Source organism: Stenotrophomonas nitritireducens, assembly GCF_001431425.1.
In the GTDB taxonomy this organism is placed as follows: domain Bacteria; phylum Pseudomonadota; class Gammaproteobacteria; order Xanthomonadales; family Xanthomonadaceae; genus Stenotrophomonas; species Stenotrophomonas nitritireducens.
The window spans coordinates 1-25,375 of the sequence record NZ_LDJG01000032.1; the positions used below are offsets into that span (position 1 = coordinate 1).

A 25,375-nucleotide genomic window follows, 5' to 3' on the forward strand; every position below is an offset into this window, starting at 1 on the left:
GTGGTGGGCGCTGTGGCTGGCGGCGGCGCGCTGGGGCGGCTGGACGATGCCCGAACTGGCGGTCCCCGCCGGCTGGCTGCATGCCTTCGTGATGCAGTACCTGGTGCTGCCCAGCTTCATCTTCGGCTTCCTGCTGACCGTGTTCCCGCGCTGGATGGGCCTGCCCGAACTGGAGCGCTGGCGCTACGTGCCGGTGGGCCTGGGCCTGATGGGCGGGCAGCTGGCGATCCTGCTGGGCGCGGCCGGATGGCAGGCAGGGCTGACCGTCGGGCTGTGGATGGCGCTGGCCGGCTGGACCTCGGCGCTGTTCACCCTGGGCCGGCTGCTGGCCGACGAGAAAGGCCGCACCTGGCACGCGCGCTCGTGCTTCGCCGGGCTGGTGCTGGGCTGGCTGGGGCTGGCGATGTTCGCCGCCTTCATGCTCGGCGCCTCGCCCAGCTGGGCGTTCGCCAGCATCAAGCTCGGCGGCTTCGGCCTGCTGTTGCCGGTGTACGTGACCGTGGCGCACCGCATGTTCCCGTTCTTCGCCGGCAATGTCGTGCCCGGCTACCGGCCGTGGCGGCCGCTGCCGTGGCTGGGCGCGGTCTGGGCACTGCTGCTGGCGCACTTGGGCCTGGAACTGGTGCATGGCTACGCATGGCTGTGGCTGGCCGACGTGCCGCTGCTGCTGTTGACCGGCTGGGCGGTGTGGCGCTGGTGGCCGCGCGGGCGCATGCCCGGCCTGCTGGCGGTGCTGTTCATCGGCACCGCGTGGCTGCCGGTCACCTTCGCGCTGTACCTGGTGCAGAGCGTCACCTACCTGGCCAGCGGCGAATTCGTGCTGGGCCGCGCGCCGATGCATGCGCTGTTCATCGGCTTCTTCGGCAGCCTGCTGGTGGCGATGGTGACGCGGGTGACGCAGGGCCATTCCGGGCGTGCGCTGGTTATGCCGAAGGTGGCTTGGTTCGCCTTCGGCCTGCTGCAGGCGGTGGCGGTGATGCGCATCGTCGCCGACATCGCGCCCGATGCCCTGGCATGGCAGGCGGCGGCCGCCTTCGGCTGGCTGCTGGCGCTGGCGCCGTGGGTGGCGCGGATCGGCCGGATCTACCTCGCGCCGCGCGCGGACGGGCGGCCGGGATGAGCGCGATGCTGGTCTTCTACCCCGACATCAAGCTGGTCCACATCAGCGCGGCGATGACCAGCGGCTCGCTGTTCGCGCTGCGGGCGCTGGCGCTGCTGGCCGGCATGCGCTGGCCGCGGTTGGGCGCGGTGCGCTACCTGAGCTACACCGTCGATACCGTGCTGCTGACCGCGGCAATGATGCTGCTGACCATCCTGCCGGCCGGGCTGTTCGCCAACGGCTGGCTGTGGGCCAAGATCGCCTTCCTGCTGGCCTATGTCGGGCTGGGCATGGCCGCGTTCCGGCAGGGACGCGGTACGTTCGCGCGCGCGGTGCTGGTGGCCGCGGCGCTGCTGTGCTTCGCGCAGATCTACGGCATCGCGCGGGCGCATCACCCGCTGGGCTGGCTGCTGTGGCTGGGCAGCTAGATCCGCCGCCGACGCTGCGCCTGGACCTGCGCGGCCTGCCGGCCCCGCAGCCGATGGAGCACATCCTCGCGCGCCTGCACACCCTGCAGCCGGGCCAGGTGCTGGTGGCGCTGACACCGCTGTATCCCGCGCCGCTGCTGCCGATGCTGGAGCAACTGGGCTTCGCCTGCGATGCACGTGCCACCGACGACGGCGCCCGCCTGCTGATCTGCCGCGCGGCCGAGCGGCACCTGCTGGATGATCCGCCCGCCCCATGAGCGGGCTGGCCTTCGCCCAGGCGCCGCCGCCGTCGCATCCGCTGCGCTTCCTCGCCACCGCCCTGCTCTGGGGCGTGCTGGCCGGCGCGTGGCTGCTGGCCGGTGGCGGCGCCCTGCTGCTGTCCCTGCATGCGCCGGCCACCATCGCGCTGGCGCATGTCTTCGCCCTGGGGGTGCTCGGCAACGCGATGCTCGGCAGCCTGGTGCAGTTCCTGCCGGTGGCGGCAGGCAGCCCGGTGCCGTTGGCGCGCGGCGTCCCGCTGCTGCACATCGCATTCAACCTCGGCGTGGCCCTGCTGCTGCCGGCCATCGCGTGGCATGCGCCGGGCTGCGGCCTGGTCGCCGCGCCGTTGCTGCTCGGCACGTTGATGCTGTCCGCAGGCGCGGTGCTGGTCGCGGTGGCGCGCGGCAACGGTGCGCGGACGGTCCGCTGCGGCATCGGCCTGGCGGCAGCGGCGCTGCTGGCCGCGATCGGGCTGGGCGGCGCGCTGCTGGCGATGCGCCTGGGATGGCTGGCCCCGGCCCTGCCGCTCACCGGCCTGCACGCCGGCTTCGGCCTGCTGGGCTGGGTGCTCGGGCTGCTGGCCGCGGTAGGCAGCGTGGTCATGCCGATGCTGCAGGGCACGCGTCCGCTGCCGCCAGCGTGGCTGTGGGGCTGGCTGCTCCTGCTTGGCGGCGTGCTGCTGGTGGTGCTCGCCGAGGCCGTCGGCATCGCACTGCCGATTCCGCTGGTGCGCACCCTGCCCGCCGTGCCGCTGCTGCTGTTCTCCGCCGCCGTCATCGCCATGCAGCTGCGTGCGCCGCACCGGCGTGGAACCCTGTTGCGGCGCTTCTGGGCGCTGGGCGCGGTGGCGCTCGCCGGCGCGGCGCTGGCGATGCCGCTGCCCGGCAACGGCGTACTCGCCGGCGTGCTGGTGCTGGCGGTGGGCTTTCCCGCACTGATGCTGGGCATGCTGCTGGAGATCGCCGGCTTCCTGGCGTGGATGGAGCTGCGCCGGCGCATGCCCCGCGGCACGCGCGTGCCCGGTGTCGGCAGCCTTTCCGGCGAACCGCACAAGCGCCGCGCGTGGGAGCTGCATGCGCTCGCCGCGCTGGCCCTGGTCGCGGCCTGCCTGTGGCCGGAGCTGGCGCGGGCGGCCGGCGCGCTGGTGCTGCTGGCCTGGCTCCATGCCGCGTCCGCGCTGTGGCGCTGCTGGCGCTCGGCCATGGCCTGGCAGCCGCAGGCGCCCGCTGCATAGCCCGTCCGCGGCGACCCTTTGACATTAGTCAAGCAGCGCGCTGTTGCCCGGTTTTCGCGCCTTTCCGGCGGCCACGGATTGATCAGGATCAACGCTGCGCCAGGGGGCGGCCGGGAACATGAACCCATCGGCCAAAGGCCATTCACGGGAAAGTGTCATGAAGCGCCTGCAACACCCGCTCGTCGCCTGCGCACTCGCCGGCGCCATCGCCGCCGCCTTCGCCGGCAATGCCTTCGCGGCGAAGAAGCCCGCCGCCGAAGCGCCCATGGAAACGATCCAGGCCGTGCTGACCGCGCCGCCGTTCGCACCGCCGCCGATCACGCGCAAGACGCCGGCCCACGTCGTCGTCGACCTGGAAATGGTCGAGAAGAACATGCGCATGGCCGACGGCGTTGACTACAACTTCTGGACCTTCGGCGGCACGGTGCCGGGCAGCTTCATCCGCGTGCGCAAGGGCGACACGGTGGAGTTCAAGTTGAAGAACCACCACAGCTCGCACTTCTCGCACAACATCGACCTGCATGCCGTCACCGGCCAGGGCGGTGGCGCCGAGGCCACGTTCACGCTGCCGGGCAAGGAAACGCAGTTCACCTTCAAGGCGCTCAACCCGGGCCTGTACATCTACCACTGCGCGATGGCGCCGGTGGGCATGCACATCGCCAACGGCATGTACGGCCTGATCCTGGTCGAGCCGGAGGAAGGCCTGGAGCCGGTGGACAAGGAGTTCTACGTGGTGCAGGGCGACTTCTACACCGAAGGCGCGCACGGCGAACCGGGCCTGCAGCCCTTCAGCCTGGAGAAGGCCATCGACGAACACCCGACCTACGTGGTGTTCAACGGTTCGGTCGATTCGCTGCAGGGCGACAAGGCGCTCACGGCCAAGGCCGGCGAGAAGATCCGCATCTTCGTCGGCAACGGCGGCCCCAACCTGGTGTCCAGCTTCCACGTCATCGGCGAGATCTTCGACAAGGTCTATACCGAGGGCGGCACGAAGTACCAGGAGAACGTGCAGACCACGCTGGTCCCGGCCGGTGGTTCGGCCATCGTCGAGTTCAAGGCCGACGTGCCCGGCAACTTCGTGCTGGTGGACCACAGCATCTTCCGCACCTTCCACAAGGGCTCGCTGGGCATCCTCAAGGTCGAGGGCGAGAAGAACCCGGAAATCTACACCGGCCAGCAGCACGACATCGACTACAAGGAAGGCGTGCCGCAGGGCAGCCAGTACAAGTAAACGAGGCCAACGCAGATGGAACGCACGCTCCTCCTGTTGCTGCTCCTGGCACCGGCCGCGGCCGGTGCCATGGAGGCCGATGCCGGCTACCGCGACATTCCCGGCGGAGCGTTCCGTTCCTCCGTGCGTTTCGAGGAGACGTCCGCCACGCAGAGCGTGGCGGCTTTCTCGCTGATGGCACGCCCGGTCAGCAACGCGCAGTTCGCCGCGTTCCTGGCGCGCAACCCGCAGTGGCGGCGCGACCGGGTGCCGGCGATCTTCTCCAGTCCCGGTTACCTCGGCCACTGGGCGCGGCCCGATGCGCCCGGCGAAGGCCTCGACCCGCAGGCGCCGGTGACCCACGTCAACTGGTACGCGGCCGACGCCTACTGCCGTGCGGAACAGGCGCGCCTGCCGACCTTCCTCGAATGGGAATACGCAGCCGCGGCCGATGCCACCCGCCGCGACGCGCGCGGCGACCGCGCCTGGCGCCTGCGCCAGGTCAACGACGGCACGCCACGCGCGCCCGACGCCGCCGCCGGCGCGCCCGCCAATGTCCACGGCGTCCACGGCCTGCACGGCGCGTACTGGGAATGGAGCGAGGACTTCGCCTCGCTGCTGGCCGACAGCGACCGCCGCGGCCAGGACGACGGCGACGCACTGCGCTACTGCGGCGCCAGCGCCATGGCCTTCAACGACCCGGGCGACTACGGCGTGGTCAAGCGCTTCGTGCTGCTGTCCGCGCTGCAACCCGGCGCCACCCTGGGCAATCTCGGTTTCCGCTGCGCAAGGAGCCAGCCATGAACAGACCCTTCGCTTTCCTGCTGCTCGGCCTGGCGCTGGGCATGTCTCCCGCGCTGCATGCCGCCGATGCGCCAACCACGCCGGCGGCGGCCCTGCCCGGCCAGTCGCTGTACCACCTGCAGGTCGCGCTCACCGACCAGCACGGACGATCCGTGCCATGGACGTCGCTGCGCGGCCGCCCGCAGCTGGTGTCGATGTTCTACGGCAACTGCCACCTGATGTGCCCGCTGATCATCGAGAACGCCAAGGCCGTGCAGAAGCAGTTGCCGGCCGACCAGCGCGCGCGCCTGGACGTGGACATGCTCACCCTCGACCCGGCGCGCGACACGCCCGCCGCGCTGGCCGAGATCGCGCAGCGCCACCGCGCCCCCGACGACTGGCGCTTCCTGCGCCCGGCCGAAGGCGACGTACGCGCCCTCGCCAACCTGCTGGACGTGCACTACCGCTTCCGCGAGGACGGCAGCATCAACCACACCAGCGTGCTGGTGCTGCTCGACGCCGAAGGCCGCGTGCGTGCGCGCAGCGAGGTGCAGGGCATGGTTCCGGACCCGGAGCTGGTCGCCGCCATCGAGGCGGTACTGGGCGGGCGCTGAACCCACCTCCATGGCAGTTCGTCCGGCACCGCGAAGCGGCGCCGGAACGCCTCATTCCCCCGCGCACTGCGTTTGCCGCTGCGGGCTCCAGCCCGCCGCCAGCCATGCCAGCGACTGCCGGCGCCTGCATTCGTCCAGCGGAAGAAAGGCCTCCTGCGCCGCGACGATCGCCTGTCCGGCATCGCTCAGCAGGAAGGCCGCGAACCGCGCCATGACCGGGTCGATGCGGCCCCGGGCATCGCGCGGCAGCAGCAGGTCCACCGTCCGCGCGAGCGGATAGCGCCCGGATGCCACCGATTCGCGGTCCGGCACGACCGGCGCGGCGCCCGGATGTGGCGCGATCGGCAGCGCACGCGTGCCTGGCAATAGATGTCCCAGCCCGGTGAATGCGATCGCCTGGGGATCGGCCGCCACGCGCTGCACATTGTCCGACTCATCGCCGCTGTCCGGCGCGGCCCGCCAACCGCGTGCGCCTGCCGGGCGCGCGAAGACATGGCGCCGCAGGAACAACGCGCGCGCCGATTCCTCCGCCTGCCACGCACCGCCTCCGGCAAGACGGATCGGCCGCCCGCTCCACGCCTGCACACCCAGTTGCTCCCAGCGCGAGATATCCGCGCCGCCTTCGGCGAACACCGCTTCCAGCTGGGCAAGATCCAGCGATGGCAGCGGGTTGGAGACGTGCACGACCACCGCGACCGGATCGACATGGCCGAACCGGTTCCAGCTGCCGCCGGCGACGGGAAGCCGCAGCGGTTCGCCGCCGCCATGGTGGTGGCCGAAGGTGGCCAGGTCCGCCTCGGCGAGGTCGCGGGTCAGGAAGGCGAAATCCAGGGCGCCGCGCAGGAAGCCGGCCAACTGCGGATCCAGTCGTCCCTGCGGTGGTCCATAGGGCTGCGGATAGGCGACAGCAGCCTCCGGCTGCGCGGCCGCGAATCCATCGCGCCAGGCCCCGGCCAGTGCGCCGAGCACGACCGGAACACTGCCGCAGCGCAGTTGCCGCGCCGCCTCCGCGGCGGGTGCGCACGCGGCCGCGACACTGCCCGGCAGGAGCGCGGACAGCAGCACCAGCCACGTCGGCACAGCACCCGCGCGCTTCATCCGCTACGCGCCGCGCGCATCGGCAGGCGCGGCGCCGGCACGGCGCCTGCCGGCGGGCAGCATCCGCCGCAGCGTGTTGTCCTTCAGCACGTAGTGGTGCACCAGTGCGGCCAACGCATGCGCACCGATCAGGAAATAGCCGAACGTACCGATGGTCTGGTGCACTTCTTCCAGCGTGCCGGCGAACGGCTTGTCCGGCGCCATCAGCGGCGGCAGGACCAGGCCGAAGAAAGGCACCGGCTTGCCGGCCGCGCTCAGCACCAGCCAGCCCATCAGCGGCTGGACGATCATGAAGGCATACAGCAGCGCATGGACCGACGTGGCCGCCCAGCGCTGCCAGGCCGGCGGCGCCGGGACGATGGCCGGTGCGGGCGTCAGCGTGCGGACGAGCAGCCGCACCCACACCAGCGCGAAGATCAACATTCCGATGGAGAAGTGCAGGCTCTTCATCAGATCGCGCGGCGGCGTGCCCCTGTCGAAGATCACGCGCAGTTCGATGGTGGCGTAGGTCAGCACGAACAGCAGCAGCATCAGCCAGTGCAGCACGATCGACCCGCGGTTGTATGTTTCGTTCTTCATGGGTTCCAGCTCCTGTTTTTGGCAACGGTCCGGCAGCGGGCATGACCGGCCCGCCTTGCCGTGGAAGTTCTAGTTGAAGGCGTACTCGAAGCCGACGCGGACGGAGTGTTCGTCGTCGGCGCTGCGCCGCCGGCTGCGGCCGAGCGCGCCGAACACGAGCAGGCGCGGCGAATGCTCCCGGCGGAAGCCGAGGCTGCCGCGCCGGAACGCCTCGGTCGGGCCCGGTGCTTCGTGCAGCAGTTCCAGGCCCAGCCACAGCGCCGGCGCGGTTTCGCATTCGACCAGTGCGCCCGCGCTCCAGCCTGCGTCTTCCCCTGGCGTTTTCACCCATGCCAGCCGTGCTGTCGCCAACATCCGCTCCTGCTGCCGGCTCACCCGCAGCGGCACGGCGATGTCCGTGCCCTCGCCGCCCATCCCGGCCGAGCGGCTGCCCGTGGGCAGCACGATTTCCGGCTCGACCGCCCAGTCGAGGGAAGCCGGCAGCACATCGGGCAATTCCCATTTCAGCGCCAGCTTCATGTCGTGGCTGCCATGCAGGCGATGCCCGCCGTGGCCGTCGGCAACGCCGTAGCCGGTACCCGGCGCCGCCTCCATGCCGGGTGCGAATTCCCAGCCCACCCCCAGCGCGGGGCGGCTCCAGTGCACGTCGTGGCTGGCGCGGGCGCGGATGGACTGCGCCTTCACCTTGAAGCCGCTGCCGGCCCCTGTACCCCCGATCTCATACGCCCTGGCGGCAGCCCGCTCCGCCGCGCACAGGCATCCACGGTGGCGTCCCCATGGCATACCGGTGCGGAAAACACCTGACACAGTCCTCATGATCACACTGCCTCAACCCCAAGGTTGATCGCGTTATAGGCAGGTGCAGCTGACATTCCGCTGATAGCGGCGCGGCGGCAGGCTCAGGAGGCCTGCGGCCACCCCAGGCGCACTTCCAGGCCGCCCAGCGCCGAGCGGTCCAGCACGATGGTTCCCTGCGTGGCCTCGACCAGATCGCGGACGATGGCCAGCCCCAGGCCGTGGTGCGCATGGCTGGCTTCGTCCAGCCGGCCGCCGCGCATCAACGCCTGCTCGGCGCTGATGTCCAGGCCTTCGCCATCGTCCTCGATGAACAGCACGGTCTCGTCCACCGCCTGCTCCGCACGGATGCGCACGCGACGGCGGGCGAAGCGCACCGCGTTCTCCAGCAGCGCGCCGAGCATTTCCATCAGGTCTTCCGCGGCCACCGGCAGTTCGAGCGCGGGATCGACCTCGTTCTCGAACACCATGCGCGCGCCGCGCTCGGTGCGTTCGATGACGCCGAACACGCGCTCGGCCAGTTCGCCCGGCCGCGAACGCATGGACTGGTGGCGGCCGCGGATGGCGGCGGCGCGCGAGCGCGCCAGTTCGGCCTCCACCGCCGCGGCGACGGCGGCGATGGCCCGGTCCATGCCGTCGGCGGCTTCGGCCGCGCCGGTTTCGCGTGCGCGCCGGTTCTGCGCACCGAGCGCGGCCAGCGGCGTCTTCAGCGAATGCGCCAGATCGGCGGCGCGCTTGCGCGCCCGCGCCAGATCGCTCTCGCGCGCTTCAGCCAACTGGTTGATCGCCGCCACCAGCGGCATGACCTCGCGCGGGTGCTTCTCGCCGAGGCGGGCCGCGGGGCTGCGCCGCATCACTTCCAGCTCCTCGCGCACGCGCCGGAGCGGGCTCAGGCCCAGGTCCACCTGTATCCAGGTCGCCGCGACCAGGGCCAGCCACAGCAGGCCGAGGAACAATGCCATCTCGGTGCGGAATTCGCGGCGCGCGCCGTCCAGTTCGGCCAGGTCCTGCGCCAGTTGCACGTGCACCAGGCGCTGGCCGCCCTCTACGCGGACCGTGCGTTCGACCACCAGCAGGCGCTGCCCGAACGGGCCGTCGATCTTGTGGGTGGTCCACTGCGCGGTACCGACCGGGAGGTTCTGCGGCAGCGACTCGTCCCACAGCGAGCGCGAGCGTTCCTGCTGGCCGTCGCCGGAGAACTGCCAGTAGCGCCCGCTGCCGGGCAGGTCGAAGCGCGGATCGGCCAGCGTGGCGTCCAGCACCAGCCGGTTGCCGGCATCCACGTGCAGGCCGGCCACGAGCTGCAGCGCCTCGCGGGTCAGTTCGCGCGACAGTCCCTGCTCCAGGTGGCGCGAGAAGATCAGGCCCATCACCAGCACCGCGGCGACCATGGCCAGCAGGATGGCCGTGGCCGCCACGGCCAACAGCCGCAGCCGCAGCGAGCTGGGCTTCATCGCGATGCCCGGATCATCCGCGCCCGCCCAGCAGGTAACCGAAGCCGCGGCGGGTCACGATCAGCTCCGCGCCCAGCTTGCGCCGCAGCCGCAGCACCAGCGCCTCGACCGCATTGGTGTCCCCCGATTCGGCCGCGCCGTACAGGTGGTCGGCCAGCTCGCCGGCCGATACCGCGCGGTCGTCGTGGTGGGCCAGGTAGTCCACCAGCCGGTATTCCAGCGGCGACAGCCGCACCGGCCGCCCGTCCAGCGCCACCGACAGCCGCCTGGTATCGAGCACCAGCCGCCCGCGATCCAGCAGCGGCGAAACCTGGCCGGCCGCGCGACGGACCAGGGCGCGCACGCGCACCACCAGTTCGCCGACCTCGAACGGTTTGGCCAGGTAGTCGTCGGCGCCGCTCTCGATACCTTCCACCTTCTCGGTCCAGTCGTCGCGCGCGGACAGGATCAGTACCGGGAACCCGCGCCCGGCGCCGCGCCAACGGCGCAGCACCGACAGGCCGTCCAGGCGTGGCAGGCCCAGGTCGAGCACGCAGACGTCGTAGTCCTCGGTGTCGCCCTTGAACCAGGCGTCCTCGCCATCGCCGGCGGTCTCGACGATGAATCCGGCCGCGCGCAGGGCGATGCCGACATCGGCGCAGACATCCGGATCGTCCTCGACCAGCAGGGCGCGCATCAGTCGTCCTCGATCTTCAGCAGGGCGCCGGTGCGCGCATCGAGCTTGACCTCGCGGATGCGCCCGTCGCGCGCCAGGGTTTTCACCTCGTACTTGGGGCCGGCCTTGTACTCGACCTCGATCACGTCGCCCGGCGCGTGCTGCTGGGCGATGGCCAGGATGCGCACCAGCGGCAGGATCTCGCCGCGGCGCATCGCGTCCAGGGCTTCCTGCTGGGCCTGGCGCTTGGCCGCCTTGCGGGCTTCCTTGGAATCGGGGGGGGCGTCGCCGGCCATCAGCGTCACGGGCGTGGCCAGCACCAGGCAGGACAACAGCATGAAGAAGAAACGGGATCTGTTCATGGGCCGGATTCTCCTGCCGGTTGCTGATATTGGCCTGACGGTAGCGCAGGGGCGCATGTCAGCGTGCGGCGCTTACAACGGGGCTGCCAATAATGGCCGCTTCGATGAAGGATTGCAGATGAAGAACATCACGACCAGCCTCCTGGCCTCCGCGCTGCTCTCGCTCGCCGCCTGCACGGCCGGCGCCGCGCCCGCGGCCAACCCCGGCCTGCTGGGCATTGCCGAGCTGGAACGGCGCGCCACCGGCGAAGGCCTGACCGTCACCGAGATCGAGGCCAAGGATCGCCTGGCCGAGGTCGAGGGCTACGACGCGCAGTCGCGCAAGGTCAAGCTGGTGATCGACCGCAAGACCGGCGAAGTGCTCGAGCGCAAGGTGAAGCAGCGTCGCCTCTGACGGCAATGCCGCCGCCGCGCGCGGCGGCTCCGTCTTCCGCCTCCCTCCTGCCCGGTCGTGGCTGCCCTCCCCAGGCACTGCGGCCGGGCAGGGTCGTTCCGGGAGGACGATGGCGCAGGAGCGGCTTCAGCCGCGATGGGGCCTTCATGCAGATCGTTCCGCACCGGACCGCGCATCACCCGTCCGCGGAAATTCGATGGGAAGGCCTCATCGCGGCTGAAGCCGCTCCTGCGGGGATCGCGACGCAGATGCCGGATCAGCTGTTGGCGAGCGCCGCTGCCCGGCCGTCGAACCGCCGCGTCAGCCGGTCGAACCACAGGTAGACCACCGGGGTGATGAACAGCGTGATGACCTGCGAGAACAGCAGGCCGCCGACGATGACCACGCCCATCGGCTGGCGCAGCTCGGCGCCGGCGCCCAGCCCCAGCGCGATCGGCATGGCGCCCATCATCGCGCACAGCGTGGTCATCATGATCGGGCGGAAGCGCAGCAGGCAGGCCTGGTGGATGGCCTCGCGCGCGGCGATGCCGTGCCGGCGCTGCGCATCCAGCGCGAAGTCGATCATCATGATCGCGTTCTTCTTGACGATGCCGATCAGCAGCAGCACCCCGATCATCGCGATGAAGCTGATGTCCAGCCCGGTCAGGCGCAGCGCCAGGAACGCGCCCACCGCCGCCGACGGGATGCCCATCAGGATCGTGACCGGGTGGATCCAGCTCTCATAGAGCACGCCCAGGATCACGTAGATCACCGCGACGGCGACCACGATCAGCCACAGCTGCGAGGTCTGCGACTGCTCGAACACCGCCGCCTGCCCGTCGAAGCTGCCGAACACCGTGGCCGGCAGGCCGATCTCGCGCTTGGCGCGGTCGATGGCCGCGGTCGCGTCGGACAGCGAGCGGCCCGGCGCCAGTTCGAAGGAGAAGGTGATCGCCGGCAGCTGCGCCTTGTGCAGCACCGTCATCGTGCCGGTGCCGCGCGAGAGCGTGGCGAACGCGCTCAGCGGCACCATGCCGCCCTGCTGGCTGCGCACGTGGATGCGCGACAGATCGGTCTCGTCGCGGCGGTAGCGGTCTTCCAGCTCCATGATGACCTTGTAGGTTGCCTGCGGCGCATGGATCGAGGACACCTCGCGGCCACCGAACGCGGCATGCAGGCTGGTGCGCAGGTCGGCCATGTCCACGCCGAGCAGGGCCATCTTGTCGCGGTCCAGGTGGATCTGCGCCTGCAGGCCGCTCTTCTCGAAATCGGTATCCAGGCCGACGAACACGTCCGACCCGCGCAGCGCAGCCAGCAGCTTTTCCGACCAGGCATCCAGTTGTTCGCTGCCCACCGACTGCAGCGTGTACTGGTAGGTGCTGCTGGACGAACTGGCGCCGATCTTCAGGTTCTGCACCGGGCTGAAATTGACCTTCACCCCGGGGATGAAGTTGGTGTTGGCGCGCATCCGCGCCAGCACCTGGTCCATCGGCGGGCGTTGCCCGCGCGGCTTCAGGTCCAGGTCGAACTTGGTGGTGTCGTGGTCCACTTTCGAGGCCGAGGCGAGGATCGCATCGTCCTCCAGCAGCACGTCCTGGATGCGCCGCAGTACCGCCAGCCGGCCCTCGAAGGACATCTCCGGAGGCGTCTTGACCTTCACCGAGACCTGGCCGATGTCCTCCTCGGGGAAGAACGAGCGCGGCGAAGTGACATACAGCAGCGCGGTCAGCACCAGCGTCCCGGCGCCGACGGCCAGCACCGTGCGCGGGTGCGCCAGCGACCAGTCCAGGCCGTGCCGGTACAGCGCCAGCGTGCGCTCGAACAGGCGCTCGAAGCCGCGGTTCCAGCCGGGCGCATCGTCGTGCCGCGGCGCATTGCGCACCAGCATCGGCACCAGTACCGGAATCAGGGTCAGCGCCACCGCAGCCGAGACCAGGATGGCCAGGGTGACGACGATGGCGAACTCGTGGAACAGCAGGCCGGCGGTGCCGGGCATGAAGAAGATCGGGATGAACACCGCCACCAGCGACACCGAGATGGAGACGACGGTGAAGCCGACCTCGCGCGCGCCGCGCAGCGCGGCCTCGCGCGGCGCCATGCCCTGCTCGATGTGGCGCATCACGTTCTCCAGCACCACGATCGCATCGTCCACCACCAGGCCTACGGCAATGGTGATGCCCATCAACGAGATGTTGTTGAGCGACAGGCCCATGGCGTACATCAGCGCGAACGTGCCCAGCAGCGAGATCGGCAGGCTGATCGACGGGATCGCCGCCGAGGTGAGCCGGCGCAGGAACAGCAGGATCACCAGGATGACCAGGGCGATGGTCAACAGCAGGGTGAGGTTGACGTCGTGGATGGCCTCGCGGATGGAGGTGGAGCGGTCGCCCAGGGTGACGATCCGCACCGAGCCGGGCAGCTGCGCCTGCAGCCGCGGCAGCAACGCCATGATGCTGTCCACCGTGCGCACGGTGTTGGCGCCGGGCTGGCGCTTGATGTCCAGCAGCACCGAGTTGACGCCGTTGACCTCGCCGATGTTCTGCACTTCCTCGACGCTGTCGCGGACCTGGGCGATGTCGGCCAGGCGGATGCCCTGGCCGTCGCGGCTGGCGACGATCACCTGGGCGAAGTCGCGCGCCAGCATCAGCTCGCCCGGCATCTGCACCATCATCATCTGCCGGCTGCTGTCCAGCTGGCCGAGCGCGGTGTTGGCGTTGGCGGTCTTCAGCGCGCTGGCCACGTCCAGCAGGGTCAGGTCCAGCGCCGCCAGCCGCGCCGGATCGGCCTGCACGCGCACCGCGTAGCGCTTGCGGCCCTTGGCAACGACCTGGGCCACGCCGTCGACCGTGGACAGCGCCGGGATCACCAGTTCGTCGATGTAGGCGTTGAGCTCGGACAGCGGCATGGTCGGCGAACTGATGCCGAGCTTGAGGATCGGCGCGTCGCCCGGGTTGACCTTGCTGTAGGACGGCGGCGTGCTCATCTCGGTGGGCAGCGAGCGGCTGACCCGGAACAGCGCGGCCTGCACGTCGGCCGCGGCGGCATCGATGTCGCGGCGCGCGGAGAACTCCAGCAGGATCACGCTCTCGCCCTGGATGTTCTCCGAACTGCTGCCGACCAGCCCCGGGATGGCGGAAAACTCCTTTTCCAGCGGCGTGGCCACCGAGGCGGCCATGTTCTCCGGGCTGGCGCCGGGTAGCTTGGCCTTGACCTCGATCACCGGCGTCTCATAGCGCGGCAGCGCGGCGATCGGCAGGTGGAACCAGGCGACGATGCCGGCGACGATCACGCTGATCCACAGCAGCAGCGTCGCGACCGGGCGCTGCAGGCACAGCCCGGAAATGTTCATGGCGTGCCGCCGGCGGCAGGCGCGTCGGCGACCTGGACTTCGCTGCCATCGCGCAGGTTCTGGTTGCCCTCCACCACCACCTGGTCGCCATCGCCGACGCCGGTCACCACCGCGTTCTGCTCCTGGATGCGCAGCAGCGTCACCGCCTGCGCCCGCACCTTGCGGTCGTCGCCCAGCCGATATACGAAGTGGCCGTCGGGCCCCTCCAGGACCGCCTGCGGCGGCAGCACGATGACGCCCGGGTCGCTGCCGGCCAGCAGTTCCACCCGCGCATAGGCGCCGGGCCACAGCGCATGCCCGGGATTGGGGAAGCGCGCCTTGAGCTGCAGCGTGCCGGTGGCCGGATTGACCCGGTTGTCGATGAAGAACAGTTCGCCGTCGAGCATCTTCCCGCCGGGCGCCTGCACGCGCACCTGCACCTGCCCGCGTTCGCGCGCGGCCAGCAGCGCGTCCAGGTGCTGTTCGGGCAACGCGAACTCGGCGGCGATCGGATCGAACTGCAGCAGGCTGACCAGCGGCGTGCTGTCGCCGGCCTGCACCAGGCTGCCTTCGTAGGCGGCCAGCGCACCGGTCTTGCCGTCCATCGGCGCGACGATGCGGGTATGCGCCAGCTGCACGCGCGCCGCATCGATCTCGGCCTGTGCGCCGCGGCGCTGCGCTTCCAGCGTCTTGACGTTGGCCGCCAGCGTATCCAGCGCGCTGGAGGAGATGTAGCCGGTACCCACCAGCTCGCGTCCGCGCGAGAGCGCGCGCTGCGCATCCTCCAGCTGCGCCTTGACCTGGGTGGCCTGCGCGCGGGTGCGTTCCAGCTGCGCCTCCAGCTCGGCATCGTCCAGGGTGAACAGCAGCTGCCCGGCGCGCACGTCGTCGCCTTCGCGGAAATGGATCGCGCGCAGGCGCGCGCTGATCTGCGCGCGCACGTCGACCTGCTTCAGCGGTACCAGGTGCCCCTGGCTGTCGATGCGCACCGGCAGGTCGAGCGCCTGCGCTCGGGTGACGCTGACCAGCGGCGCCGCCTTGGGCTTGGCCGCGCCTTTGCCGCCGCCCTTGTAGTAGAAGCCGACGGCCACGACCGCGGCCAGCACCACGAGCCCGGCGGCCAGTGCTTTTCCATTGATTGCCATGCGCGGGTCCCGTGTGCGTGGTGGCGGCGCAAGGCCGCCACCGCCGTCTTTAGAAGTTGACGAGGAAGAACAGGCGCAGGCGGTCCAGCCAGTCGCCCGGCGGGTTGGCGCCGGCGTAGGCCGGGTCGTTGGGCTTGTAGTGGTACCAGATGGCGCTGACCATGGTCTTGGGCATCGGCGTGTAGTCCACCGTCAGCGAATGCAGCTTGTAGTTGGTGGCGATGCCGATGTTGTCGTTGGAGAACGCCGCCAGCACCGCATCCACGTCGGTCTGCGCATAGCCGTAGGTGAAGCGCCAGTCGCCCGGCCTGCTGGCGCGGCCGAGGCTGACGTCCACGCCGAAGCCGGTGTCCTGGTCGTCGACCGCGCCGAGGTTTTTCACGTAGTCGCCGGTCACGCGCAGCGGCCAGCGCTCGTTGGCGCCCTGCCAGGTCAAGCCGCCGATGACATCCAGCAGGCGATAGTCCGACAGATAGCCGCCACCGGGCCTGAGCCGGTTGGTGCGCCAGTCGCCCGCGTCGGCGGTGGACATGTTGCCCAGCCGGTAGGCGTAGTAGCCGGCCGAGACATCGAACTTGAAGGGGCCGTGGGCGGGCGAATCGTAGCCGACCTGAGCGCCTCCCATGTAGCTTTCCGGCCCCGTCGCACGCTTGTCGATGGGGAACGCCAGGGCGCCGGCGCGGAAGGCGCCGCCGCCGTCGAGCGGCGTCTTGTAGACCGCGCTGATGCCCTGCGGATTGACGTCGCCATCCCAGACCAGGTCGGTGCGGGCGAACGGCTGCGGAATCTTGCCGGCATGGAGCTTGAGATCGCCGAGATTGAACTGGACGTAGGCCAGGTCCAGCGATACGCGCAGTCCATCATCCCAATTGGAGAGCTGCACGTCCGTGCTGTTGGGATCGTTGTAGTCGCCGGTGGTCAGGCGCGCGCCGATGCCGATGCGGTCGTTCACTTCATAGGCCGCGCCGAGACGGCCGCGCAGCTGGCTGCTGTTGCTGGTTCCATTCGGCTTGGAATGATCACCCTGCATGCGCACGCGCAGGTCGCCGCTGACCGTCAGGCGGTCCATGGCTGCCGGGGTCGCGGCGGCCACGGGCGACGCTGGCACCGGTGCCGGCGCCGGAGCGGAGGCGGCAGGGACGCCGGCGATGCCCAGGCGCGTCTCCAGCTTCTGCTGCGCCTCGGCGATGCGCGCCTGCTGCTCGCGCAGCTGGCGCAGCTGTTCGACGATCTCCTCGCGCTCCTGGGGAGTCAGCGACTGCGCCATCGCCGGCATGGCGCCCATCGCCAGCAGGCAGCCGGCCAGGGCCAGGCAGAGCCGCGAACGAAGTTCCGGGCGGCGTTGTTGCGGTGTACGGAAGAACGACTGCGACTGCATGAGCGTTTCCTCGTTTCATCCGCCGCCGTGCGTGCACGGTGCGGCTGTGGTCGATCATTGCCGGCACCGTCGTCCCCGGGACGGAAAGCGGGCGGGCGCGTTTTCCCCGCCATGGACGCATGGGAGGAATGCATCGCTGCGGTGGCGGTGATGCTGGCCGTGGGCCGCTGATATCCCGCTGACGATGGTTGCGCGGTGCAGATTGACTTGCGCGTTCCACCTGCCGCATAGCTATGCACGCGTGCAAAGTAGAAAGCGGACCTGTCATGAAGCTGACGTCCGCGCACGCGATGGGGAGGGACGGTGGTGTTGCCTTTATCGGGATGCGGACATGCGGATACTGGTGGTTGAAGACGACGGCGACCTGGGCGATGCCGTCCAGCGCAGGCTCAAGCGCGAGGGACATGCCGTGGACTGGCAGCGCGACGGGCAGACCGCCGACGAGGTGCTGCGCTACCAGGGCTATGAGCTGGTGATCCTGGATATCGGCCTGCCGCGCCGCGATGGTTTCGCGATCCTGCGCGGACTGCGCGCCCGCGGCGACCGCACGCCGGTGCTGATGCTGACCGCGCGTTCGCAGATCGAGGACCGGGTGGACGCGCTGGACGTCGGCGCCGACGACTACCTGTCCAAGCCGTTCGACATCCGCGAGTTCGATGCGCGCTGCCGCGCCCTGCTGCGGCGCTCGCAGGGCATCGCCTCGGGCGTGACCACCGTGGGCGCGCTGGTGTTCGACCGCGGCTCGAAGACGGTGATGCTCGCCGACACGCTGCTGGACCTGCCGCGCCGCGAATACCGCCTGCTGGAGATCCTGATCGGCAACCTCGGCCGCGTGTTGAGCAAGGAGGACATCTGTTCGCAGCTGTTCGACTTCGACGACGAGGCCGGCGCCAACGCCATCGAGGTCTACGTGGGACGGCTGCGGCGCAAGCTCGGTGCGCACCTGACCATCCGCACCATGCGCGGCCTGGGCTACGTGGCCGAAGCCGGCGACACCGTCCATGCGTGAGCGCGCCGGCTCGCTCAAGGCGCGCCTGGTGCTGCGCCTGGCCCTGCTGTTCCTGGTCGGCACGGTGGTGATGTACGTCGCCGCGCGGGTCTACGGCCTGCGCGCGGCCGATCTTTCCTACGACCGCCTGCTCGCCGGCTCGGCGCTGTCCATCGCCGAGACCCTCTCGGTGGATGGCACCCAGGTGCGCGTGGACCTGCCCTACGCCGCGCTGGACATGCTGTCGGCCGCGCCGGAAGACCGCGTTTTCTACCGCGTGCTCGGCCCCGACGGGAAAACCATCACCGGCTACGGCGACCTTCCCGGGATACCGGCGATGCACGCCGCCGAGCAGGAGCCTTCGGAAGTGCCGATACCGCGCTTCTTCGACGCGGCCTACCGCGGGCAGACCGTGCGCTTCGTGGTGCTGGGACGGCAGCTGGCGCAGCCCGGCCTGCGCGGCTGGGTATGGGTGCAGGTCGGGCAGACCCGGCGCGCGCGCGAGGAACTGGCCAGCGACCTGCTGCTGGGCGCGCTGCTGCCGATCACCCTGCTGACCATGGGCGCGCTCGGCCTGGCCTGGCTGGGCGTGGGCCGCGCGCTGCGGCCGCTGGAAGCGATCAGCGCCGACCTGGCCACTCGCGAGCCGCACGACCTGCATCCGGTGCGCGTGCCGGTGCCGGCGGAAGTCGGGCCGATGGTCGATGCGATGAACGGCTTCATGTACCGGCTGGAAGCGAACATCGACACCCTGCGCGCCTTCATCGGCGATGCCGCCCACCAGATACGCACGCCGCTGGCGGCGCTGCGCGCGCAGGCGCAACTGGCGCTGGACGAGGACGAACCCGAGCAGATACGGAGCGGCCTGCTGAAGGTGGAACGCAATGCCGCGCGCCTGACCCGGCTGGTGAACCAGCTGCTCAGCGATGCGATGGTCATGCACCGCGCCGACGCCCGCGACTTCGAACCGCTGGACCTGGTGGAGGTGATCAAGCGCGCCCTGCGCGATGCGGTGCCGGTTTCGGACGACGTGCAGGTGGGCTTCATCAGCGATGCCGCGCAGGCGCCGATGCGCGGCGATGCGGTACTGCTGGGCGAGGCGATCAAGAACCTGGTGGACAACGCGATCCGCCATGGCACACGCGGGATGAGCGGCCCGGATGCCGAAGTGGAAGTGGTGCTGCGGCAGACCCAGGACGGCTACCGCGTGGCCGTGTCCGACCACGGTCCGGGCATCGCGCCCGAGGATCGCGCGCGCTTGTTCCGCCGCTTCGAGCGCGGCGATACCCGGGCCGCGGGCGCCGGCCTGGGCATGGCGATCGTCTCGCGCGTGGTCAGGAGCCATGGCGGGACCATCGAACTGATCGACCGCGACGGCGGCGGCCTGACCGTGTGCCTGGAGTTCGGAGGAAGGCGATGAGACGTCTGTGCTGGCTGCTGGCCCTTGTCGCGGTGGTGCCACGCGCGGATGCCAAGGACTACCCGGCGCCGGGCGAGCCCGAAGGCAGCATCACGCTCTACAGCACGCTGGATACGGCGGTGTTCGAACCGCTGCTGGTCGATTTCCAGCGTTTGCATCCCGGCATCGGCGTGCGCTACGAGAACATCGACGCCACCCCGCAGTACGAGCGCTTCGTGCGCGAGGCCGATGCCGGCGTACGCGGCGCCGACCTGCTGATCAGCACGGCGATGGACCTGCAGGTCAAGCTGGTCAACGACGGCTATGCGGCCGTGCACCGCTCGCCCAGCGCCGGCGCGCTGCCGTCGTGGGCGCGCTGGCGCGACGAGGCGTTCGGCTTCACCTTCGAGCCGGCGGTCATGGTGTTCAACCGCGCGGCGATGAAAGGCCGGCGCATCCCGCAGTCGCGCGCAGAACTGGTCGACGAGATCCGCCGCGATCCGGCGTTCTGGCGCGGGCGCATCGGCACCTACGACATCTCGCGCAGCAGCGTGGGCTACCTGCTCGCCTCGCAGGACGTGCGCCACAGCAGCGAATTCGGCGCACTGGTGGAGGCGCTGGGCGATGTCGGCGTGCAGGCCGAGGAACATACCGCCACCCTGCTCGACCGCATCGAATCCGGCGAACTGGTGGCCGGCTACAACCTGCTCGGCTCGTATGCGCGCGCGCGGCCCGACGCCGCCCGGCGGCTGATGCTGGTGTATCCGCGCGACCACACGCTGGTGGTCGCGCGCACGGTGATGATCGCCCGCAACGCGCCGAACCCGGTCCTGGCGCACCGCTTCCTGGAATACCTGCTGTCGGTACGCGGGCAGCAGCTGATGGCCGCGCGCTGCGGCCTGCCGCCGATCCGCAAGGAACTGGACGGCGTGTACGAGCGCCTCGGCGTCAACGAATCGCAGATCGGCGTGCTGCGCCCCATCGCGCTGGGCCCGGGCCTGCTGGTGTACCTGGACCAGCAGAAGCGGCGGCAGATGCTCGATACATGGCGGGTGATCCTGGACCGGCACAGCGCCCGCGAAGCGGGCCGGTAGCGCTTCCCCGCATCAACCGGCGCACTGGAGCGCGCGAAGGCGCGCTCCCATGTGCTTTTCCGGCAGCACTCCGCAGCGCGCAGGAGCGCGCTCGCCGTCGATGCCGATGCGCTCCTTTCCAGCACGTTTTCCGGCTGCCTTTGCTGCGTCGCAATGTCAGGTCATCGACAGCATGCGCTGCCTAGTATCGCCCCACGGTCGGGATGCCCCGCGCATCTGGCGGCCAGGAACAGGGGCGGCATGCGATGGCCGCGATCAAGGAAAACCCGGTGTCGGGAATGAGGAGCGGACGGTGCTGACCCTGCTTGGATTCGGAATGGTGATCGTGTTCATGACCCTGATCATGACCAAGCGGCTGTCGCCGCTGGTGGCCCTGGTCACGGTACCGATCCTGTTCGCATTGATTGGCGGATTCGGTGGCTCGGACCTGGGCAAGATGATGCTCGATGGCATCAAGACGCTGGCGCCGACCGGCGTGATGCTGATGTTCGCCATCCTCTACTTCAGCATCATGATCGACGCCGGGCTGTTCGACCCGGTGGTCCGGCGCATCGTCAAGGCGGTGGGCGGCGATCCGCTCAAGGTGGTGATGGGCTCGGCGATCCTCGCCGCGGTGGTGTCGCTGGATGGCGACGGCTCCACCACCTACATGCTGGTCACCGCGGCCATGCTGCCGCTGTACCGCCGCCTGGGCATGGATGCGCTGAGCCTGACCTGCGTGTCCATGCTGGCCGGCGGCGTGATGAACCTGACCCCCTGGGGCGGGCCGCTGGCACGTGCGGTGAGCGCGCTGCAGGTCGAGGCCTCGGACGTGTTCGTGCCGATGATCCCGGCCATGGTGGTCGGCGTGGCCGGCGTGATCGGCCTGTCCTGGGTGCTTGGCCGGCGCGAGCGCGCACGCCTGGGCGTCATCGATCTCGACGGCGCGGCGGAAAGCGGCATCGGCGCGCTGCTGTCGGCCGACGAAGGCGCCCAGCGCCTGAAGCGCCCCCGGCTGCTGTGGCTCAACGCGCTGCTGACCGTCGCGTTGATGACCTGCCTGATCCTGGGCGTGCTGCCGCTGTCGGTGCTGTTCATGGTGGCCTTCTCCATCGCCGTGGTCATCAACTACCCCTGCGTCAAGCTGCAGCGCGAGCGCATCGCCGAACATGCGCAGAACGCGATGCCGGTGGTCGCGGTGATCTTCGCCGCCGGCGTGTTCACCGGCATCCTGTCCGGCACCGGCATGGTCCAGGCGATGTCCGACAGCTTCCTGGCGGTGATCCCCGATGCCTGGGGCCCGTACCTGGCCACCATCACCGCGGTGGCGAGCATGCCGTTCACCTTCTTCATTTCCAACGACGCCTTCTACTACGGCGTGCTGCCGGTGGTCTCACAGGCGGCCGGCAGCTACGGCATCACCCCGGTGGAGATGGCGCGCGCCTCGCTGATCGGCCAGCCGGTGCACCTGCTGAGCCCGCTGGTGCCCTCGACCTACCTGCTGGTCGGGCTGGCGAAGGTGGAGTTCGGCGACCACCAGAAATTCACCTTGAAGTGGGCGGTACTGATCTGCCTGCTGATGTTGGTTACCGCGATCGTCGGGGGCGTCTTCCCCTTCTTCGCATCCTGATGGAGCTGTGCAACGCGGAAGCCGCCGCACGTCGCGGCGGCTCCGGCAACAAGGACAAAACTCATCATTGATTGCCTTGGGAGGGGGAATCGTGAATCGAATGAATCTGCTGGCGATGGCCATCATGCTGGGACTGGCGCAGGGCGCCGGTGCCGAGGAAGCCAACGCGCCACAACCGGGCGAACCGCCTGCCACGCATGCGGGCGGCCATGACGCCACCACCCTGGATGCGGTGACGGTGGATGCGAAGTTCATCGCCCAGGGCGCGAAGAGCGCGATGAAGCAGGAGCTCACCGTGATGGAGACGCCGTATTCGGTGTCCGGTTACGGCGATGCCTTCATGAAGGCGATCGAGACCACCAGCATCGCCGATCTGTACAACTACATGACCGGCGTGCGCCGTGGCGGCAACAGCGGGTACGACATCTCGATCCGCGGCTTCAAGACCACCCAGGCCGACAAGAACGCGATCATGGTCGACGGCATGCCCGGCGTCGCCGGGCGTTTCGGTTCGCCACCGACCTTCGCCGCCGAGGGCATCGAAGTGGTGAAGGGTCCGGCATCGATCCTGTATGGCGCGGCGCAGCCGGGCGGCTTCGTCAACATCATCACCAAGAAGCCCAAGGCCCAGTCCGCGGCCCTGATCGACGTGCGCGCGTCCACCTTCGCCGGCGGCGGCCTGTCGGCGGGGGACGCCAACGGCTACAACATCGGCGTCGATTTCACCGGCCCGCTGGACGCCGAACAACGCCTTCTCTACCGCCTGGTAGGCGAATACACCGACAAGGACGGATTCCGCCGTGGCAGTTTCGACGAAGGCAAGTACATCGCGCCCAGCCTGAGCTGGCATGCAACCGACGCGACCGTGCTGAACGCGGCCTTCGAGTACCGCACCCGCAAGAACGCCTACGACAACAACCAGCTGGTCGCGCCGGACAAGGACGCCAGCAGGATCGCCGACATCCGCACCCGCTACCAGGAGCCGGGCGACGTGGCCGACGAGAAAGCATGGTCGGGCACGTTGTCGATGTCGCATTACTTCCACAACGGCGGCACGCTCAACCTGGCCACGCGCAGCGTGCGCGGCGAGGACCACGCACGCGGCTTCGACAACGTCGGGGTACTGGCCGATGGCGTCACCCTGCGCCGTCGCGCGCGCGGACAGCTGAACAAGCGCAACTACGACTATTTCGACGGCAATTTCGCCCTGCCGTTCAACACCGGCGCCATGGAGCACAAGTTCATCGCCGGCGTGACCTACGGCGTGGATACCACCGATTTCGAGCGCCTCCAGTTCTATGACTGCCCGGCGGTGGCTACCCACCCGTGCAATGTCAACGTCTACAACCCGGTGTTCGGCGTGACGCCGCCGCTGTCCAGCTACCCGACCGGCCCGGTCAACCGCCGCTTTACCCGCAACACGTCCGCCGGCGTCTATGTCTCGGACCTGGTGAGCCTGTCCGACTCATGGAAGCTCAACCTCGGCCTGCGCTACGCCAGGGAAAAGCAGCGGACGGAAGAACGTAAAACGCCGCCGCTGACGGTCAATTCGACGTCCTCCACGGCGGTGCTGCCCACCGTGGGCGTGCTGTTCCACCCGACCCCGGCATGGACCCTGTACGCCAGCTACGCCACCTCCTACGTTCCGCAGGCCGCCGGCGTGCAGGACGCAGCCGGCAACCCGAACCCGTTCGATCCGCAGGAAGGCCGCCAGTACGAAGTCGGCGCCAAGACCGAGCTGCTGGACAACCGCCTGACCGCGACGCTGGCGGTGTTCGACATCGAGAAGAGCAACACGCTGGCGTCCATCGCCTGCAATGCCGGCGTCGGCGGCACCTGTTCGCAGCAGGTGGGTGCCGAGCGTTCCAAGGGCGCGGAACTGGAACTCAACTTCCAGGCCACCGACAACCTGCAGGTGATCGGCGGCATCGCCTATACCGATGCCTATGTGTCGAAGACCTATGCGGCCCGGACCGCGCCGCTGGTCGGCGCGCAGCTGACCAACTCGGCGTTGAAGTCGGCCAACCTCTGGCTGCGCTACGACTTCCCGGAAGGCGCGCTGCGCAACCTCGGCATCGGCGCCGGCGCCAGCCACAGCAGCGCGGTGGCCGGCAGCCTGCCGACCCTGGCCGATCCGCGCGTGCTGTTGCTGCCGTCCTACACCGTGGCGGACGTGGCCTTCTACTACAAGCTCGGCGGCCGCTACGACCTGACCCTGAAGCTCGGCAACGTGTTCGACAAGCGCTACTACGAAGGCGTCAACTCGACCACCAACGAGAACGGCGTGGTGCCGGGCGTGCCGCGCAACATCACCTTCTCCGTGAGGATCCCGCTGTGGTGACCATCGACAGCATGAACCGGTCGTTGCTGCTGGCAATGGCACTGGGCATCTGCGGCGCGGCGCACGCCGCTGCGCCGGCCGGCCCGGTGGAATGGCTGGAAGCGCCGCTGAAGACCAACGTCCCGCAGACCGAGGAAGAGAAGGAAGCGGGCAAGCGCCAGGGCCGCACGCTGCCGCGGCCGGAACTGCTGCAGCCGACCGTGGATGCGGCGCTGCCGGCCTATGTGCCGGGCAAGGCAAAGCTGACCGGCAGCTTCAGCGGCGGCTCCTCGGACGTTCTGGTGGACCTGGTCGGACGCTGGTTCGAACGCTTCCGCCAATACCACCCCAAGGTGGAACTGAGCATCAGGCAGCCGTTCGCCGGCAGCCTCGGCACCAAGGAACTGATCAAGGATGCGGCCGACTTCGTGTTCGTCTCGCGCGAGCTCAAGCCCGAGGACCTGAGCGAGTTCGACGCGCGCTTCGGCTATGCGCCGACCAGCATCCCGATCTCCGGCGGCAGCTACCGGCACTATGGCTTCCTGGATGCGATGGGCTTCTTCGTGCATCCGGACAATCCCATCGACCAGCTCAGCTACGAGCAGATCGACGCGATCTTCTCCAGCACCCGCCATCGCGGCGGCGCGCCGATCACCACCTGGGGGCAGCTCGGCCTGACCGGTGAATGGGCCGACAAGCCGATCCAGGTGCATGCGATCAAGCCGTGGAACGGCTTCGAGGAATTCATCCGCCAGCGCATCCTCGACCATGGCGGCAAGCGCGGCGAATGGCGCGAGGACCTGCACTACGAGAAGCTGGTGTTCCCGCTCGCCACCCAGGTCGCTTCCGACCGCTACGCGCTGGGCTATTCGGGCCTGGCCTACATCGACGCGCCGGTACGGATGCTGTCGCTGGTGCAGGAAACCGGCGGCGAGGCGGTGTCGCCGAGCTACGAGAACGTCGCCACCGCGCGCTACCCGCTGGGGCGCCTGGTCTATTTCAACGTCAACAAGGCGCCGGGCAAGCCGTTGCCGCCGGCACTGGAGGAGTTCCTGCGCTTCGTGCTCAGCCGCGAGGGCCAGGCCGTCGTGCGCGAGCAGGGCGTCTTCCTGCCGCTGCGCGAGTTCCAGGCCGCGCAGGGCCGCGCGGCGCTGGAAGGGAAATGACAT

24 protein-coding genes are annotated in these 25,375 nt (G+C 69.6%); 14 read left to right on the forward strand and 10 right to left on the reverse strand.

The annotated features are described in order from the left end of the window. From ABB22_RS16155 to ABB22_RS16170, 4 genes are all read left to right on the forward strand, one after another. A partial coding sequence (locus ABB22_RS16155) for an NnrS family protein (protein WP_057505351.1) occupies window positions 1–1,120 on the forward strand: 1,120 nt, incomplete at its 5' end. Further along, window positions 1,117–1,527, forward strand: a complete 411-nt coding sequence (locus tag ABB22_RS16160; protein ID WP_327083306.1) for a SirB2 family protein — start codon at window positions 1,117–1,119, stop codon at window positions 1,525–1,527. The genes ABB22_RS16155 and ABB22_RS16160, both read left to right, overlap by 4 nt. Further along, complete coding sequence (locus ABB22_RS16165) at window positions 1,512–1,784, forward strand: DUF2249 domain-containing protein (protein WP_055766697.1); 273 nt, start codon at window positions 1,512–1,514, stop codon at window positions 1,782–1,784. Before ABB22_RS16160 ends, ABB22_RS16165 begins: the two co-directional genes overlap by 16 nt. Continuing rightward, window positions 1,781–3,022, forward strand: coding sequence for a hypothetical protein (locus tag ABB22_RS16170; RefSeq protein ID WP_055766700.1), 1,242 nt, complete (start codon window positions 1,781–1,783; stop codon window positions 3,020–3,022). The genes ABB22_RS16165 and ABB22_RS16170 overlap by 4 nt, the downstream gene beginning before the upstream one ends. A 24-nt stretch (window positions 3,023–3,046) precedes the next feature. Here ABB22_RS16170 and ABB22_RS18920 read toward each other — a convergent pair whose 3' ends face one another. Continuing rightward, window positions 3,047–3,181, reverse strand: a complete 135-nt coding sequence (locus ABB22_RS18920) for a hypothetical protein (protein WP_268768279.1) — start codon at window positions 3,179–3,181, stop codon at window positions 3,047–3,049. Here ABB22_RS18920 and nirK point away from each other — a divergent pair. The 3 genes from nirK to ABB22_RS16185 are packed head-to-tail and all read left to right on the forward strand — an operon-like array spanning window position 3,180 to window position 5,629. After that, window positions 3,180–4,253 carry a copper-containing nitrite reductase gene (gene nirK / locus ABB22_RS16175; RefSeq protein WP_055766703.1) on the forward strand — a complete coding sequence of 358 codons (1,074 nt, stop codon included), beginning with the start codon at window positions 3,180–3,182 and terminating at the stop codon, window positions 4,251–4,253. The genes ABB22_RS18920 and nirK overlap by 2 nt on opposite strands. A gap of 15 nt (window positions 4,254–4,268) precedes the next feature. Further along, window positions 4,269–5,036, forward strand: a complete 768-nt coding sequence (locus tag ABB22_RS16180) for a formylglycine-generating enzyme family protein (protein ID WP_055766708.1) — start codon at window positions 4,269–4,271, stop codon at window positions 5,034–5,036. Then, complete coding sequence (locus ABB22_RS16185) at window positions 5,033–5,629, forward strand: SCO family protein (RefSeq protein WP_055766711.1); 597 nt, start codon at window positions 5,033–5,035, stop codon at window positions 5,627–5,629. The genes ABB22_RS16180 and ABB22_RS16185 overlap by 4 nt, the downstream gene beginning before the upstream one ends. 51 nt (window positions 5,630–5,680) lie before the next feature. Here the strand turns inward: ABB22_RS16185 and ABB22_RS16190 are convergent, their stop codons facing one another. The 6 genes from ABB22_RS16190 to ABB22_RS16215 all read right to left on the reverse strand — a co-directional run bounded on the left by ABB22_RS16190 (window position 5,681) and on the right by ABB22_RS16215 (window position 10,572). Then, on the reverse strand, window positions 5,681–6,727 hold the full coding sequence (locus ABB22_RS16190; protein ID WP_055766714.1) for a PstS family phosphate ABC transporter substrate-binding protein: 1,047 nt from the start codon (window positions 6,725–6,727) through the stop codon (window positions 5,681–5,683). Window positions 6,728–6,730: 3 nt separating this feature from the next. Further along, complete coding sequence (locus tag ABB22_RS16195; protein WP_055766717.1) at window positions 6,731–7,306, reverse strand: cytochrome b; 576 nt, start codon at window positions 7,304–7,306, stop codon at window positions 6,731–6,733. Between the two features lie 69 nt (window positions 7,307–7,375). Next, window positions 7,376–7,990 (reverse strand): hypothetical protein, encoded by a 615-nt coding sequence (locus tag ABB22_RS16200; protein WP_055766720.1) that lies wholly within the window; start codon window positions 7,988–7,990, stop codon window positions 7,376–7,378. Between the two features lie 215 nt (window positions 7,991–8,205). Further along, a complete protein-coding gene (locus tag ABB22_RS16205) occupies window positions 8,206–9,555 on the reverse strand; it encodes a sensor histidine kinase (RefSeq protein ID WP_055766722.1) in 1,350 nt (449 codons plus the stop codon). 13 nt (window positions 9,556–9,568) lie between these two features. Then, window positions 9,569–10,231 (reverse strand): response regulator transcription factor, encoded by a 663-nt coding sequence (locus ABB22_RS16210; RefSeq protein WP_055766726.1) that lies wholly within the window; start codon window positions 10,229–10,231, stop codon window positions 9,569–9,571. Beyond that, complete coding sequence (locus tag ABB22_RS16215) at window positions 10,231–10,572, reverse strand: PepSY domain-containing protein (RefSeq protein WP_055766729.1); 342 nt, start codon at window positions 10,570–10,572, stop codon at window positions 10,231–10,233. Before ABB22_RS16215 ends, ABB22_RS16210 begins: the two co-directional genes overlap by 1 nt. Here ABB22_RS16215 and ABB22_RS17940 point away from each other — a divergent pair. Continuing rightward, window positions 10,547–10,966 carry a PepSY domain-containing protein gene (locus ABB22_RS17940; RefSeq protein WP_152984227.1) on the forward strand — a complete coding sequence of 140 codons (420 nt, stop codon included), beginning with the start codon at window positions 10,547–10,549 and terminating at the stop codon, window positions 10,964–10,966. The genes ABB22_RS16215 and ABB22_RS17940 overlap by 26 nt on opposite strands. Window positions 10,967–11,222: 256 nt before the next feature. Here ABB22_RS17940 and ABB22_RS16225 read toward each other — a convergent pair whose 3' ends face one another. From ABB22_RS16225 to ABB22_RS16235, 3 genes are read right to left on the reverse strand one after another with little or no spacing between them, the layout of a single operon-like run. Next, window positions 11,223–14,294 (reverse strand): efflux RND transporter permease subunit, encoded by a 3,072-nt coding sequence (locus tag ABB22_RS16225; protein WP_055766737.1) that lies wholly within the window; start codon window positions 14,292–14,294, stop codon window positions 11,223–11,225. After that, a complete protein-coding gene (locus ABB22_RS16230) occupies window positions 14,291–15,418 on the reverse strand; it encodes an efflux RND transporter periplasmic adaptor subunit (RefSeq protein WP_055766739.1) in 1,128 nt (375 codons plus the stop codon). Before ABB22_RS16230 ends, ABB22_RS16225 begins: the two co-directional genes overlap by 4 nt. Before the next feature lie 49 nt (window positions 15,419–15,467). Next, window positions 15,468–16,796, reverse strand: a complete 1,329-nt coding sequence (locus tag ABB22_RS16235) for a putative porin (RefSeq protein WP_055766741.1) — start codon at window positions 16,794–16,796, stop codon at window positions 15,468–15,470. 331 nt (window positions 16,797–17,127) lie between these two features. Between ABB22_RS16235 and ABB22_RS16240 the strand changes: the two genes are divergently transcribed. The 6 genes from ABB22_RS16240 to ABB22_RS16265 all read left to right on the forward strand — a co-directional run bounded on the left by ABB22_RS16240 (window position 17,128) and on the right by ABB22_RS16265 (window position 25,372). Beyond that, a complete protein-coding gene (locus ABB22_RS16240; protein WP_055766744.1) occupies window positions 17,128–17,805 on the forward strand; it encodes a response regulator transcription factor in 678 nt (225 codons plus the stop codon). Continuing rightward, window positions 17,798–19,204, forward strand: coding sequence for a sensor histidine kinase (locus tag ABB22_RS16245; RefSeq protein WP_055766745.1), 1,407 nt, complete (start codon window positions 17,798–17,800; stop codon window positions 19,202–19,204). Before ABB22_RS16240 ends, ABB22_RS16245 begins: the two co-directional genes overlap by 8 nt. Beyond that, a complete protein-coding gene (locus ABB22_RS16250; protein ID WP_055766746.1) occupies window positions 19,201–20,277 on the forward strand; it encodes an ABC transporter substrate-binding protein in 1,077 nt (358 codons plus the stop codon). Before ABB22_RS16245 ends, ABB22_RS16250 begins: the two co-directional genes overlap by 4 nt. A 292-nt stretch (window positions 20,278–20,569) precedes the next feature. Then, entirely contained in the window at window positions 20,570–21,886 is a 1,317-nt protein-coding gene (locus ABB22_RS16255; protein ID WP_055766749.1) for a CitMHS family transporter, read from the forward strand. A 100-nt stretch (window positions 21,887–21,986) separates the two neighbouring features. Next, a complete protein-coding gene (locus ABB22_RS16260; protein ID WP_055766752.1) occupies window positions 21,987–24,227 on the forward strand; it encodes a TonB-dependent siderophore receptor in 2,241 nt (746 codons plus the stop codon). Continuing rightward, the gene (locus tag ABB22_RS16265; protein WP_235504261.1) at window positions 24,224–25,372 is read left to right on the forward strand and encodes a PstS family phosphate ABC transporter substrate-binding protein; all 1,149 of its coding nucleotides are present in this window, start codon (window positions 24,224–24,226) and stop codon (window positions 25,370–25,372) included. Before ABB22_RS16260 ends, ABB22_RS16265 begins: the two co-directional genes overlap by 4 nt. Window positions 25,373–25,375 lie beyond the last annotated feature (3 nt).